15 protein-coding genes are annotated in these 12,145 nt (G+C 62.2%); 10 read left to right on the plus strand and 5 right to left on the minus strand.

Annotation, left to right across the window (positions count from 1 at the left end; genetic code table 11):
- Nucleotides 1–136 precede the first annotated feature (136 nt).
- From J2S97_RS07460 to J2S97_RS24150, 3 genes are all read left to right on the plus strand, one after another.
- Nucleotides 137–598 carry an SRPBCC family protein gene (locus tag J2S97_RS07460; protein ID WP_307048052.1) on the plus strand — a complete coding sequence of 154 codons (462 nt, stop codon included), beginning with the start codon at nucleotides 137–139 and terminating at the stop codon, nucleotides 596–598.
- Between the two features lie 825 nt (nucleotides 599–1,423).
- Nucleotides 1,424–1,576, plus strand: coding sequence for a hypothetical protein (locus tag J2S97_RS07465; RefSeq protein WP_307048053.1), 153 nt, complete (start codon nucleotides 1,424–1,426; stop codon nucleotides 1,574–1,576).
- A 6-nt stretch (nucleotides 1,577–1,582) separates the two neighbouring features.
- Entirely contained in the window at nucleotides 1,583–1,804 is a 222-nt protein-coding gene (locus J2S97_RS24150; RefSeq protein WP_444875931.1) for an STAS/SEC14 domain-containing protein, read from the plus strand.
- Nucleotides 1,805–2,070: 266 nt separating this feature from the next.
- On the opposite strand, the gene J2S97_RS07470 is transcribed toward J2S97_RS24150, so the two are convergent.
- Both J2S97_RS07470 and J2S97_RS07475 read right to left on the minus strand, forming a co-directional pair.
- Nucleotides 2,071–2,508 (minus strand): VOC family protein, encoded by a 438-nt coding sequence (locus J2S97_RS07470; protein ID WP_307048055.1) that lies wholly within the window; start codon nucleotides 2,506–2,508, stop codon nucleotides 2,071–2,073.
- Nucleotides 2,509–2,773: 265 nt separating this feature from the next.
- The gene (locus tag J2S97_RS07475; RefSeq protein ID WP_307048057.1) at nucleotides 2,774–3,469 is read right to left on the minus strand and encodes a CPBP family intramembrane glutamic endopeptidase; all 696 of its coding nucleotides are present in this window, start codon (nucleotides 3,467–3,469) and stop codon (nucleotides 2,774–2,776) included.
- 389 nt (nucleotides 3,470–3,858) lie between these two features.
- On the opposite strand from J2S97_RS07475, the gene J2S97_RS07480 reads away from it, so the two are divergent.
- The 4 genes from J2S97_RS07480 (at nucleotide 3,859) to J2S97_RS07495 (ending at nucleotide 7,175) form a co-directional block, all read left to right on the plus strand.
- Entirely contained in the window at nucleotides 3,859–4,134 is a 276-nt protein-coding gene (locus J2S97_RS07480; protein WP_307048059.1) for a hypothetical protein, read from the plus strand.
- An 87-nt stretch (nucleotides 4,135–4,221) separates the two neighbouring features.
- Nucleotides 4,222–5,151, plus strand: coding sequence for an NAD-dependent epimerase/dehydratase family protein (locus J2S97_RS07485; RefSeq protein ID WP_307048061.1), 930 nt, complete (start codon nucleotides 4,222–4,224; stop codon nucleotides 5,149–5,151).
- Between the two features lie 201 nt (nucleotides 5,152–5,352).
- Complete coding sequence (locus tag J2S97_RS07490) at nucleotides 5,353–6,222, plus strand: AraC family transcriptional regulator (RefSeq protein WP_307048063.1); 870 nt, start codon at nucleotides 5,353–5,355, stop codon at nucleotides 6,220–6,222.
- Between the two features lie 131 nt (nucleotides 6,223–6,353).
- Nucleotides 6,354–7,175 carry an MBL fold metallo-hydrolase gene (locus tag J2S97_RS07495; protein WP_307048065.1) on the plus strand — a complete coding sequence of 274 codons (822 nt, stop codon included), beginning with the start codon at nucleotides 6,354–6,356 and terminating at the stop codon, nucleotides 7,173–7,175.
- Between the two features lie 89 nt (nucleotides 7,176–7,264).
- Here the strand turns inward: J2S97_RS07495 and J2S97_RS07500 are convergent, their stop codons facing one another.
- Nucleotides 7,265–8,116, minus strand: coding sequence for a class I SAM-dependent methyltransferase (locus tag J2S97_RS07500; RefSeq protein ID WP_307048067.1), 852 nt, complete (start codon nucleotides 8,114–8,116; stop codon nucleotides 7,265–7,267).
- 331 nt (nucleotides 8,117–8,447) lie between these two features.
- Here J2S97_RS07500 and J2S97_RS07510 point away from each other — a divergent pair, with 331 nt between their 5' ends.
- The gene (locus tag J2S97_RS07510) at nucleotides 8,448–8,888 is read left to right on the plus strand and encodes an S-layer homology domain-containing protein (RefSeq protein ID WP_307048570.1); all 441 of its coding nucleotides are present in this window, start codon (nucleotides 8,448–8,450) and stop codon (nucleotides 8,886–8,888) included.
- Between the two features lie 87 nt (nucleotides 8,889–8,975).
- Here J2S97_RS07510 and J2S97_RS07515 read toward each other — a convergent pair whose 3' ends face one another.
- Together J2S97_RS07515 and J2S97_RS07520 are read right to left on the minus strand one after the other, a co-directional pair.
- Nucleotides 8,976–9,794 (minus strand): class I SAM-dependent methyltransferase, encoded by an 819-nt coding sequence (locus J2S97_RS07515; RefSeq protein ID WP_307048068.1) that lies wholly within the window; start codon nucleotides 9,792–9,794, stop codon nucleotides 8,976–8,978.
- A 13-nt stretch (nucleotides 9,795–9,807) separates the two neighbouring features.
- Nucleotides 9,808–10,857, minus strand: a complete 1,050-nt coding sequence (locus J2S97_RS07520; protein ID WP_307048069.1) for an NAD(P)/FAD-dependent oxidoreductase — start codon at nucleotides 10,855–10,857, stop codon at nucleotides 9,808–9,810.
- A gap of 114 nt (nucleotides 10,858–10,971) precedes the next feature.
- Between J2S97_RS07520 and J2S97_RS07525 the strand changes: the two genes are divergently transcribed.
- Both J2S97_RS07525 and J2S97_RS07530 read left to right on the plus strand, forming a co-directional pair.
- Nucleotides 10,972–11,556 (plus strand): helix-turn-helix domain-containing protein, encoded by a 585-nt coding sequence (locus tag J2S97_RS07525; protein ID WP_307048070.1) that lies wholly within the window; start codon nucleotides 10,972–10,974, stop codon nucleotides 11,554–11,556.
- Between the two features lie 256 nt (nucleotides 11,557–11,812).
- On the plus strand, nucleotides 11,813–12,058 hold the full coding sequence (locus J2S97_RS07530; protein ID WP_307048071.1) for a hypothetical protein: 246 nt from the start codon (nucleotides 11,813–11,815) through the stop codon (nucleotides 12,056–12,058).
- The last annotated feature ends 87 nt before the right edge of the window (nucleotides 12,059–12,145 follow it).

Raw genomic sequence — 12,145 nt, forward strand, 5'->3', positions numbered from 1 at the left:
GCTTACAGGCAACGGCCTGCCGTTCACAGCTCATCTTTTTGAGCCGCGTTCAGCGGCTATTCCTTGGCCATTGCAACTGGGGCCCCGTCGGGGGAATCTAGGGTTATCCACAGTCTTGAGCATTGGAGTGGTCCTCATGCCGGAACGTCACATCACGGTGCAACGTCGTATGTCTGCGTCCACGGGTTCCGTATGGGCCCTGTACGCCGACTTCCCCAATCTCGCCAGCCATTGGAGCGGCCTCAGGGCCACGAGAGCCATCGGCGACCAGACCAGCGGCGTGGGCGCTCGGCGCCGCGTCGAACTGAAGCCGATGGGCAGCATGGATGAAACCGTCACCACTTGGGAGGAAGGTCGCAGGATCGACACACAGAATCAGCCGAGCGTGTCGGTGCCGTTCAAGCAGGCCGAGTCCACGCTCACGCTCGAGCCCGACGACGACGGGACGCTGGCCACCTTCGACTACCGATATGTACCCCGGGGTGGCCCCATTGGCCGATTCACCGGCCCTTTGATCGACAAGATGCTGACGGCGACCTTCACCGACATGCTGGCCGCCACCGAGGAGGTCGCCTCGCGAACGGGTAGCGGGCGCTGAACCTCTCCTGGACTGGAGCAATGCGCTATCGCCAGGTGCCGGGAGCTCTGCGACGGACGCGTTTCGCGTGCGGGCAGCCCAGCTATGTGGAGGTCGTCATCGGCCGTTTCACGGCCGAAATTATGGAACAACTGACTGCCGCGAGAGTCAGGATGGCAAACGTTGCTAAGGCGGGATTTACCCAGGCCGGGACCAGATCATAGGAGGCGTTGCACCAAGCATGCATGGGATATGCCTGCTGTAGTTCGCGGTACTGGACGCTCCCAGGACGGACACTAAAAAGCTCCCCAGCCATGGCGCATTTTTCGCCGATATCCAGCCCTGCGGCCGCTGCACCAGTAAAAAAGGCATAGGCGGTCGCCAAGAACGACACAAAAGCTAACCCCAACCAGTGTTTGGCCCTCCACCTACGCATATCGACAATCATTTCAGATCGGCAGATCAAGGCGCTCAAGATACAGATCGGGGAGGATCCACTGCTCCGTTTCGGGTTCTCAGCGGAGCCTTCCGGCGTCTTCATCTGTCCACCGCTGAGGTCAATTCAGTTACGCACTTGGCTGCACCTCAATAACCCAAACCCCAAGATCGCCCGTCTCGCTGCGCGCTACACACGATTCAACATCGAATCGCTTGTCAGACAGGTCAGTGACTACCACCCTGAGGACTTGAGGCGTCGACGCTTCGCACCACCCACAATTCGATAACTCCCGGAGGCTTCTCTGGTTGTTCTCTCCGCTGTTCCGTTCACAGTCGTCCTCCGTAGCGGCAGGAGTTTGATGCATGCCATTAGGCTTGGCTGAAAATAGGATGCTGGGGGAGCAGAAAATGGAACCAATCACTGTCAATGGCGGCAAGGGCGCAATACAACTCGGTGCCGACGGAGTTGTCTATCTTGCATGGAAATCCGGCATCGTTCTGCAAGGCGATGACGTCCACGCTGCCATGGCAACGCTCCGTGAAATTACCGACGGCTCCTAATACCCGATGTTGGTCGACATGGGGACCACAAAAGCCGTGACCCGTCAGGGCAAGTCCGTTTTCCAGATCCCATCCGCCGCTTCACGAATTGCCTTGCTTAGCTCAAGTCCGGTCGACCGGATCATTGCCAACTTCAGCATGGGACGGCAGACCCTGCCGTGTCCAACGCGCTTTTTTACCTCCCGCGACGAAGCACTGACTTGGCTCCTCCATACTCCGCTTCCCTGACCGGAGTCCTGGGTTTCTCTCGATCAGTCGCACCATCGTGGTTCCGCCATCAACAGGCCACAGCAGAGCAGGAGCACTGAGGGATCAGGGTGTGAATAGCGGCGGTAAATGGCGGCGTTTTTCGCAGCGCTAGATATCGCCCCTAGTGCTTGCCTCGGTTGTAATCGCGGCGATGCGCCACGACTTTCCGGCGGTAGGTGATGGCCTATTGGACGGCCGTACGGCCTGAGACCTGGCAACACAGGCTAATCGGGCCGATCCGGGTGTCAGTCTTTCTTCAGTTTCTCGGCGAGCATCACGAGGATTCCGCTGGGCCCGCGGAGGTACGTAAGTTTGTAGACGTCGCCGTAGGTTGCCACGCCGCGTAGCGGATAGCATCCGTGCTTCGCAGCTACCTCAAGGGCTTTGTCGATGTCGTCGACCGAGAAGGCCACGCGGTGCATGCCGATGTCGTTGGGACGAGTTGGGTTCGACTCGATCGCTTTGGGGTGGATGTATTCGAAGAGCTCGAGTCGACCATGACCATCTGGTGTCTGGAGCATCGCAATGTTGGCGTGGTTGCCATCCAGTCCGACGGCAGTGTCGGTCCACTCGCCGCTAACCGTGTCACGGCCGACGACCGTGAGCCCGAGGTCGGTGAAAAAGGCGATTGTTGCTTCGAGGTCGCGAACGGCAATACCGACGTTCTCAAGTTTGATGGCCATGCGTTGAAGTTACCAAGGCGGACCGAATAGCTCCAGTGGCGAGCCGGGACTCGACTGAACAAGCTCCGACCCGAGCAGGAAGAAGAGAAACATCAAATAAGGGCCACGGAGTCCGTCGGAATTGCATTCAGCGGCTTGCTATTCATCACAGGAAATTTTGTTGCTGACGTTGAACTTGGCGTTCTCATAGCGCGTGCCCCTGGCAACCAACCCGATGAGGGTAGCTTTCCACCGGACATGTTGAAGCGCAGGTAGATGCAGGGTCTCATGAAGCCGCCAGTACAAGGAGCACCACCAGGGCATTGTTAGCCGCATGAAGTAGCACCGGAGCCCATAGGTTCTCATGGAACCGTCGAACGAGGGCCAACGCGATGCCCAGGGCGAAGAGGTATGCAAAGGTGAGCGGAAGCAGGTGACAAGCAGCAAACAGCGCTGCCGACAACACGACCGCCACGAACGGACTGCAGCGTTGGGAAAGGCCGCTGAGGAAGGCACCCCTGAACAGCACCTCTTCCCACAGCGGTGTGAGCACAGCGACGATTAGGAAGCCCAACACGACGAACGGTGCCGGCAGATCGGCGATCTTGGCCAAAGTGTCATTCGAGGAGCCGGCGGATGTGCTGTCGATCCCCAGATAGGTAAGGGCGGCGAGGAAAAGGCCTTGCAGGCAGGCGGAAATGATAATGGCAGACGGGATTTGCCAGAGGAGATGAAGCATCCTGGGCCTGAACCGTCTGAACCCGAGCCGGCCCAATACAAGGCCGTTTCTCCGGATCAGGTGGATGTACAGGGCCAGCATGGCCGCTGCAGTTGCGCCGCAGAGGAGCAGAAAAATAACGGACTCGGGCGTGAAATCCACGAGGCCTGAAAGCCCCACAGCCAGGACGCCCCCTGCCAGGACCGCAATGTACATAGCGACAAACATCAGCGCCCAAGCGGCTTGCTTGAATGTCACGCCCACCGTCGACCCGGAAGCCTCCAAAGGGTGGTTAATTGGACCGGTTGGCAAGAGTATCCCCCGAGACTTCATATTGTGAGCCTAACTCAGCCTCACCGACGCTCAGTCACGTGTCCTTGCAAATGCTCAACGGTCCACTCAGCGTTGGTCTTTGGCTGCCAGGGCGGAGGGTTGAAGGGATCGACGTCGGGCACTGTTCCCTGCCCATCGCCGAGAGAGCCAGGACGACGAGTACGAGGATGACTAGTAGTTCGAGGTACACGAGAAAGCACGTGAACACGCGGCCCCGATACCAAATTCCGTGATGCCTTCTTCCCTCGCGAGCTCATAGTGTTGCCGCTGGTGCCACGGAGTAGACTCGGCCGAAACGATCAGAGTGGGGGCTCACAGATATGTCAGCAGCAGCTTCGCCGGCCGTGGCGGGCTACAACCGGATGGCCATCGTTTCAGTGGTCTGTGCGGTGGTGGCAGTGGCCGGGTTCTTCTTCGGGAGCTTCACGATCTTGGCGGTTTTCGTCGTCGGCGCGGGTCACGTGGCCCTCAACCAGGTCAACCGTGACGGCAGCCAGGGGCGTCAGCTCGCACGGGCATCACTCGCTGTCGGCTATGCCATCGGAATCTTCGGCCTGCTCATCACGATCATGTCTGTGTTCGGCGCTTACACCTAAGTACCGTCGGTTCCATCTAGTCCCGGGCCTCTCCGTCCATCTTGGTTCCCGTAGGATGCGAAGCTGGCTGAGGATTCGGAGGTTGGAGTGCGCGCAATTCTGTTGGGTGGCACTGGTGCCATAGGCGGTGCCACAGCGATGCTGCTTTCCCGGGCTGGCTGGGATGTGGAGGTGACCGGCCGCGATCCGTCCCGGATGCCGACGGAGATGTCAGGGTGCGGAGTGCGCTTTCACCAGCTTGAACGCAGCGACACCCGCGGTGTGGAACGGCTTGTGGGGAACGGCTCGGATCTGCTCGTCGACCTCGTCGCGTATACAGCCCCCGACGTGCGGGCACTCCTGCCGGCCATGGCATCGGTGGAAAGCCTGGTCCTGGTATCGAGCCGAGCCGTCTACCTCGACGATTCCGGGCGGCACATCAACGGGGACGACCCGCCACAGTTTGAGGGACCGGTCCGCGAAGACTGCCCCACCCTGCCGCCTGCAACGGACGACGCGGACCCGTTCACCCAGGAAGGGTATGCCCCTTGCAAGGTTGCCGCCGAGCTGGCGGCCCTCGACTCAGGCCTTCCGGTCACGGTGATCCGGCCATCGAAAGTTCACGGCCGTTGGGCGCGGAACGCTCGCACGAAGAGTGTGGTCGAGAGGATGCTCCGGGGGGAGCACACAATTGAGCTCGCCGACGGCGACACAATCGATCACCTTACCGCGGCGCCGAATGCCGCAGCACTTATCGAGACCGTCGCCGGCCGTCCCGGCCACCGTATACTCAACGCCGCCGATCCTGACACCCCGACGGCCCGGGAGATCGTCGGCGCCATCGCGGCCGAACTCTCATGGGGAGGAACCATAGAGCGTGTCGCCAGCGGTACCGACCGAGGACACCATCCATGGCAGACACCCATGACGCTAGACTCGGCGGCCGCCCGTGAGCTCGGATATGAACCGGCAGGGAGCGGCATCAGCCTCATAGCTGAAGAGGTCCGGTGGGTTCTGTCGCAGGTGGCTGCCCGGTAGAGCCCGATACGGCTCAAAATCGTCGGAGCGGTGACCCCTGTGCCGCGGGGCCGTCGTCGGGCAGGCCGGCAGTGGGAGGTGCTAGGCGATGCGGGTCGGGGACAGGAGAACAGCCGTGTCTAAATTCTGATCTTTTCGGGCAGGGAATGTCGGGTCTACCGGCTGGAGTCTCCGTACCGTAGTGAAGGAAAGGAGGTAGCCGTGCAGGAATGGAACCGGGCCATTGGGCTCATCGAGGCGGACCTTGCTTCGCCGATCGACGTTGGACATCTGGCACAGGTCGCTCTCACCTCGGAGTACCACTTCCGGCGGATGTTTGCCTCGCTCGCGGGCTTGCCGTTGTCCGAGTACATCAGGCGTCGGCGGCTGACAGCGGCGACAGCGGAAATTGTCGCCGGCCAGGCGGTACTGGACGTGGCGATCCGGTACGGGTATGGGTCGGCCGAGGCGTTCACCCGGGCTTTCAAAGCCATGCACGGCCTCACTCCGTCACAGGCGCGACGCCCGGGCGCCGTGCTCCATTCACAACCGCAATTAAGATTCCATCTTCGAATCGAAGGGAGTGCTGACATGAAGCACCGCATAGTAAAGAAAGACGCCTTCCGCCTTATCGGGCTCAAGACGCGTGTCCGGCTCATCTACGAGGGCCCGAACCCGGACATCGAGACGTTCGAGCGGAGCCTGGACCCGACAGTGAGGCCGCGGCTGGCCGCGCTATCAGACACGGAGCCATTAGGACTGCTGGCTGTCACCGAGAACATCGAGGAACCGGGAACAGAGGGAAGCGAATTGGACTACTGGCGAGCTGCGGCATCATCACAGACAGCGCCGGACGGATACGACTCCACAGATATTCCAGCCGGTTTATGGGTCGTATTCGAGACAGAAGGCAAGTTTCCGGAGGCCCTGCAGCACCTCTGGGCTGACGCAGCGGCCGAGTGGTTCCCCGCTAATCCATATCGCTGGGCGCCCGGACCACAGCTGCTGAGCGTCCAACCAGGACCAGACGGTTCTAAAGGCCGCGGTCAGTTATGGATCCCCATCGAAGCAGACACCGCCTCTCCGAGATAGTGCCAAGACCAGGTCTTCTGCCCGGTTCAGCGACCGCGGCTCACCCGATCCGCCCCATAGTGCTTGCAATCTACTCCCGCCAGCTACTACGGTCTCGACAAACGGTTGCAAAGCACCAGCGGAAGGCATTCATGCTGAAGGAAGTCGCGGAGGGCGTTCTCGTTCACGAGAGCGAATTCATCCAGAGTAATTCCGTTGTCGTGCAGGGCACGGACGGTGTGTTGCTCATCGACCCCGGCATAACGGTCGACGAAATGACGGGCCTCGCGAACGACCTCCATGAGTGGGGCCAGCCCGTCGTGGCAGGCTTCTCGACGCATCCTGATTGGGACCACGTGCTCTGGCACGCGAACTTCGGCGACGTGCCCCGTTACGGTACAGCCCGCTGCGCGGCCTCCATCCAGGATCTGCTGTCGAACGCGGACTGGAAGGCCCGCATAGCCGTGGGGCTCCCGCCGGAGTACGCCGAGCAGATCCCGATGGATCTGCTCGGTCTCATAACCGGCCTGCCCGCCGAAGCTGCGCAGATTCCTTGGGATGGCCCCAAAGTCCGGATCATCGAGCATCAGGCCCATGCCCCAGGCCATGCGGCGCTGTTGATCGAGGAGCGCCGCGTCCTCGTCGCCGGCGACATGCTTTCTGACATCCTGATGCCGTTCCTCGACTTGGAGGCCGTTGACCCGGTCGAGGACTACCTCGCCGCGTTGCGGCTGTTCGAGAGCGTGGCGGACGGCGTTGACGCTGTCATCCCCGGTCACGGCTCAGTCGGCGGCGCTGAGCAGGTCCGAGTACGTATCAAACAGGATCGCGCGTACGTGCAGGACCTGCGAGACGGCGGTGTTCCCGACGACCCGCGGGTCGGTCCATCGGCCACGTTGGATTGGCTGCCCGACGTGCATAGATGGCAACTCCAGCAGCTCGCCCAAAGAGAGCAGCACGAGACGCCCGAATAGCGTGGCGTGGATCGGGTTTCCCCTCGAAGATGCCGGCTATGTGAAGTCCAGCCCTGAACCCACCGCACCAGCCGTTGTACATGCGTCGCCTACTCGCCTGCCTTCCGAGCGATGATCGTATAAGTACAAGGCACAAGATCACGCTCGGATTCTGGCCACGCGAAGCCCTCTGGCACCTCCACCATGCGGGGCGCGAACTTCCACGGGATTGTTTTGTCCTCGTAGACACGAAGAATCTGCAGGCCCGCCCCGATGAGGGAGTTGATGATTTCGGACAGGGGATGCGCCCATTGGTACGTCCGGGAGTGAGTCAACTTGCCGTCTCCGACGTAGGTGGACTCGTCGTCCCAAAGCTGCGCCTCACCGTTGCCAAAGTACGGGTGGCGAAGCTGCAGTCCGTCGGCATGCTCATCAATGGCGTAGAGAGCAGGATGCCCATCGCGGATGTAGAACGTTCCGCCAGCCCGCAGGAGCCCTGCTATTTGCGTCGCCCAGCGGTCCAGGTCTGGCAACCACGTGATTGTTCCGATGCTGGTGTAGACGAGGTCGAAGTCACCGTCTACGGCGGCACAGGACTCGAGAACGTCGCTCTCGACCCAAGTAGCATCGATGCCCAGACGTTCCGCCAGGTTGGCAGCAGATTCCAAGGCACCCGGGGAGAAATCCACGCCGGTGACTCTAGCCCCTGCCCTAGCTAGGGAAAGCGTATCGGTGCCGATATGGCACTGAAGATGACAAACATCTAGACCGGAGACCGAGCCGTCCGGGAGGAAGGGCACGAGTGCGGCCAAGTCGGTCCGGATGATTCGGGTTAGATGGTTGGGATCGTCAAAGTCGCTGATCCCGTACGCCTGTTCGTGGAGGGGAACCCGGTCTTCCCAGTTATCACGGTTGCTCGCGCGTGCAGAATCCCAGTCGATCGCAATCCGGCCATCATTCATACGGCGAGTCTATGCAGGGGACAGTCGAAATCAGGATATTACATCGATCTTTCGGGCGTCTTTGTTCTTACTTCAGCGGCGGACGGTCACACGACCGTGGCACGGATGCTGAGCCCAACGAGTCCATACCGCAATCCCGCCAGGAGCATCTGGGATGAGAGCGTCCCCGTCTCCAAAGGGTAATCAGGTAGTCGTCACGCTAGCGGCCGGATTAACCCCGGTTCTAGCCTGGACAGGACTGGGATCTTTTCAGTGGCTGGGGAACTCGCGGATCAGCACCGGCTACCCTGGCGGCTCCTTCCGGCCCCTGGAATCCGTTCAGCGGGACGCAATGGCCGCGTTCCTCTTCCGGAAGGCCGGATCTCCCGCCTGGTTCGTTCCCCCTGCCGTCTCGCCGTTCAGGGACCTCGCCCCCGGAGACGCGTTCTACAGGGAGATCACCTGGCTGGCCTACCAGCGGATCACCACCGGCTATGACGACGGCACCTTCCGCCCCCGCAACCCGGTGTCACGGGAAGCCATGGCCGCTTTCCTTTACCGCTACGCCACAACGCTGGCCGGGGCGCCCGCCTATGCCGCGCCAGCCACTGCGCCTTTCAGCGACGTCCGTCCCGGCGACGCCTTCCACCGGGAAGTGAGCTGGGCCGCCGCCGCAGGGATCACCACAGGTTATCCAGACGGCAGTTTCCGCCCCGGCGCGCCGGTTTCACGCGAAGCCATGGCAGCGTTCCTGTACCGGCTCACCAACCCGGACAAGCCCATGCCGCAGTAACCCGCCGGCCGACTTCGTTGCGGCACGGCGTTGCGGAGGCCGCCGTCGTCGATAACGACGGCGGCGCGCAGGGAACGCGCGATGGTTCTACTCGGGGGTGGCCACCCAGACGGTCCGGCTGGCGCGGGGTTCCAGCTCGATGTCGGAGAACCGCTCCAGCAGCTCTTCCACGGCGTCGCGGTCGGCCCCGGTCAGGGCCGCCAGGTGTGAGAATCGCGAGAACCACTGCCGGGCGTACTCCCCTGCAGCCGGGGTCACGGGTGCGATGGTCGTCACCTCAGACCGGGTGACGCCGAACCCGGCGGCCTCGATGACCGGGGTCCAGTTCGGGTGGTGGTTCCACCCCTCGGCCGCCGCAGCGGCGTGGCAGCGCTGCTCCAGCAGCGCTGCGCGCGGATGGCTTAGGAAGCGGGGCAGAGCGGCGAGCTCGACGACGACCAGAATCCCACCCGGCGCCAGTGCCCGGCGGGCCCCCGACAAGAGCCGGGCGGGGTTGGCGACGTGGTGTAGCGAGGACGATGCCCACACCAGGTCAACCGGCGCCTCGGCCACTGCATCGGCCGTGATCAAGGAGCCGGCAAGGGCAGGGAAGCCGTCGTCGAGGTCGGCCTCGACCACGGCGAAGCCCTGCTCGCGCAGCAGCTCGAGCATCTGCGGGTCGTTGTCGACGCACGTCACCGTGGCGTCGGGGTACCGATCGCGCAGCAGCCGACTACCTGCGCCGGTTCCGGCGCCGAGGTCAACCACGCTGCGCGCAGCTGGCACCCCGGTCAAGTCCAAGACGGCTGCGAGGGAGTCGCCAAAGACCTCGGCGTCCAGGTCGAGGACGCGGTGCTGGCCATGACCGCCAGATCGCCGGTGGAGCTGGTGGTCGGTGTCCCGCATCCGGCGGGGGTGGTGATCCATGTTCATCGCCTTTCTATGTTGCCGCAGGGCCCATGCCGGCGGTCTGCCCATCACCAAGGCCATGGCGGCGGATACCCAGCAAGATCTTAGAGACGGCTGCTTCCGAGGCGGCCGAGAAGGGGCCGAAGTGCCCGTCAACGGCCCATCGGGTTTCCTCTTCGATGAGGTCGGCGTTGATCCCTGCGCCGGTCATGACACCCTCGGCCGCAGCGGTGATCACCTGAGCCATCAAGTTGGAGACATTGCCCGCCGCAAACACGCCGCGGACGGCCGTCGCACCCATAGCGTCGGTCTCGATAAACCGTCCGGCTCCCGACGGATGCACCTGAGAACTCAGCCCGAGTGATTCCAGAAGGGCGGATCTGGCCTCCATCCGGGTTCCGACAGCCAGGGCCTGCACGTCGAACGAAGAGCCTTGGCGAAGCGTGATCCCCGTGAGGACACCATCGACAGCGTCAACAGAAGCCACGGCGCCGTCAACGACTGTTACGGACCGGCCAGCGAGCTTCTCCCACTCCTCGTCGGTGGGTTCTAAGGTGTCGTTGAGGAAGAGCGTGATCTCCCGGGACCACTGCCTGAACAACAGTGCCTGATGGACGGACAGCGGGCCTGTGCCCAGCACTCCAATCCGTTGCCCGCGGATTTCCCAGCCATGGCAGTAGGGGCAGTGCACAACGCCCTTTCCCCATTGCTCCCGCAGCCCGTCGATGGGAGGCAGCTCGTCTGCCAAGCCGGTGGCGACGAGGAGGCGTCTGCCGGAGAACCGGCGGGCATCTCCTAGAATCACCTCGAATCCATCGGGGGTTCGCCGTGCCGAAACGGCATCGCCGTCAATGACCGTTCCTCCGTAGGAAAGCACTTCGCTGCGTCCGATGGACAGGAGTTCACCGGGGTTCATACCGTCCCTCGAAAGATAACCGTGTATACCCGCCGCGGGTGCGTTGCGTGGAGTTCCGGAATCGATGACCAGCACCGAGCGCAGCGCCCGGCCCAGCGTCGTGGCCGCGCTGAGTCCAGCCGCGCCGCCGCCAACAATCACAACGTCATACCGTGTGGTGTCCATACTGATTTGTCCTTTCGTGATAGTTCGCCGCCAGCGTCCTTGGGCGGCTACACCAGCTTCCATAGCAAGAGCGAGAATTGACAAAACTAATTGCTGTTATGGCAAAGTGGTCGTATGGCAAATGAGCTTGACGATGTTCTCGGGGCGGTCGGCCCCCGGCTTCGGACACTCCGTACGGAACGGAACCTCACCCTCGGAGATGTGTCCTCCGCATCCGGAGTATCGGTGAGCACCCTCTCCCGTCTGGAATCCGGCCAACGCAGGCCAAACCTCGAAATCCTGCTGCCCCTCGCGAGGTTGTACGGTGTTCCCCTCGATGATCTGGTCGGCGCCCCGGCCACCGGGGATCCGCGAATTCACCTGCGGCCCATCACCCATGGCGGCATGACCGCTGTTCCTCTCACCCGCCGCCCCGGCGGATTGCAGGCCTTCAAGATGGTGCTCGCCGGTGAGGCCCGCGGGACCGAGCCGGACCCCCGCGTTCACGAAGGCTACGAGTGGCTCTACATCCTCAACGGACGACTGCGTTTGGTGCTGGGCGACAAAGACTTTGAACTTCGCCCTGGCGAAGCCGCCGAATTCGACACCCACACACCGCACTGGTTCGCCAGCGCTGACGGCAGACCCGTCGAGTTCATCAGTCTGTTTGGGCAGCAGGGCGAGCGGATGCACGTACGCGCACGCCCCAAGCCCTCATAGACGCACTTCATTCAGGGCGATTGGAGGATGACTGTCTCTGGTAGCCTCGGCACGGTCACAGTGGCTGGTCTTGGGGGAACGCTTGAGTAAGAAAATAGCTTGCCTGTCAGTGCTGGTCAGCGGCGTTGCCCCGGCTCCCAGGGAGAGGCTGACGCGGGCGCAAAAGTGGTCTGTGGCCCTTTCACTTGTGGGAGCAATAGTTTCCTTGCCGGCGGCCGGTCTCCTCGGAGCAGCACTCGGGTACTACCCATCCCGAATGGACTGCACGCAGGAGACCCTTGGCTCCGGCTGCTACGAGGGCGAACTGCTGATAGCCAGTGTGTTCTTCGCCGTCCTATTTGTGCCGTTCTTCATGGCTTCCCTCAGCGTGGCGGTACATCACCGCAAGAGTGCCCGGAAGCTGGCGAACTGGTGGCCGTTCTTCGCGCTGTGCGCAGTGCCTTTTTCCGTGATCGTCATGTTCGTCATTTCCGCCACGGCCAATCCCAACGAGTATTTCTGACCTATCGCCCATTCAGGGCCAGGTTCTCGTCCACTCGATAGCTATTCAAGAGCGCTGTAGCATTTAATTTGCGAAGGCCCGTCTGTC

Source organism: Arthrobacter oryzae (assembly GCF_030812315.1).
In the GTDB taxonomy this organism is placed as follows: domain Bacteria; phylum Actinomycetota; class Actinomycetes; order Actinomycetales; family Micrococcaceae; genus Arthrobacter; species Arthrobacter oryzae_B.

Bases quoted from the DNA above. Each gene is read 5' to 3' on its own strand.
- J2S97_RS07460 (WP_307048052.1), top strand. From the start codon at position 137: ATGCCGGAACGTCACATCACGGTGCAACGTCGTATGTCTGCGTCCACG.
- J2S97_RS07465 (WP_307048053.1), top strand. From the start codon at position 1,424: ATGGAACCAATCACTGTCAATGGCGGCAAGGGCGCAATACAACTCGGT.
- J2S97_RS24150 (WP_444875931.1), top strand. From the start codon at position 1,583: ATGTTGGTCGACATGGGGACCACAAAAGCCGTGACCCGTCAGGGCAAG.
- J2S97_RS07470 (WP_307048055.1), bottom strand. From the start codon at position 2,508: ATGGCCATCAAACTTGAGAACGTCGGTATTGCCGTTCGCGACCTCGAA.
- J2S97_RS07480 (WP_307048059.1), top strand. From the start codon at position 3,859: ATGTCAGCAGCAGCTTCGCCGGCCGTGGCGGGCTACAACCGGATGGCC.
- J2S97_RS07495 (WP_307048065.1), top strand. From the start codon at position 6,354: ATGCTGAAGGAAGTCGCGGAGGGCGTTCTCGTTCACGAGAGCGAATTC.
- J2S97_RS07500 (WP_307048067.1), bottom strand. From the start codon at position 8,116: ATGAATGATGGCCGGATTGCGATCGACTGGGATTCTGCACGCGCGAGC.
- J2S97_RS07510 (WP_307048570.1), top strand. From the start codon at position 8,448: ATGGCCGCGTTCCTCTTCCGGAAGGCCGGATCTCCCGCCTGGTTCGTT.
- J2S97_RS07515 (WP_307048068.1), bottom strand. From the start codon at position 9,794: ATGGATCACCACCCCCGCCGGATGCGGGACACCGACCACCAGCTCCAC.
- J2S97_RS07520 (WP_307048069.1), bottom strand. From the start codon at position 10,857: ATGGACACCACACGGTATGACGTTGTGATTGTTGGCGGCGGCGCGGCT.
- J2S97_RS07525 (WP_307048070.1), top strand. From the start codon at position 10,972: ATGGCAAATGAGCTTGACGATGTTCTCGGGGCGGTCGGCCCCCGGCTT.
- J2S97_RS07530 (WP_307048071.1), top strand. From the start codon at position 11,813: ATGGACTGCACGCAGGAGACCCTTGGCTCCGGCTGCTACGAGGGCGAA.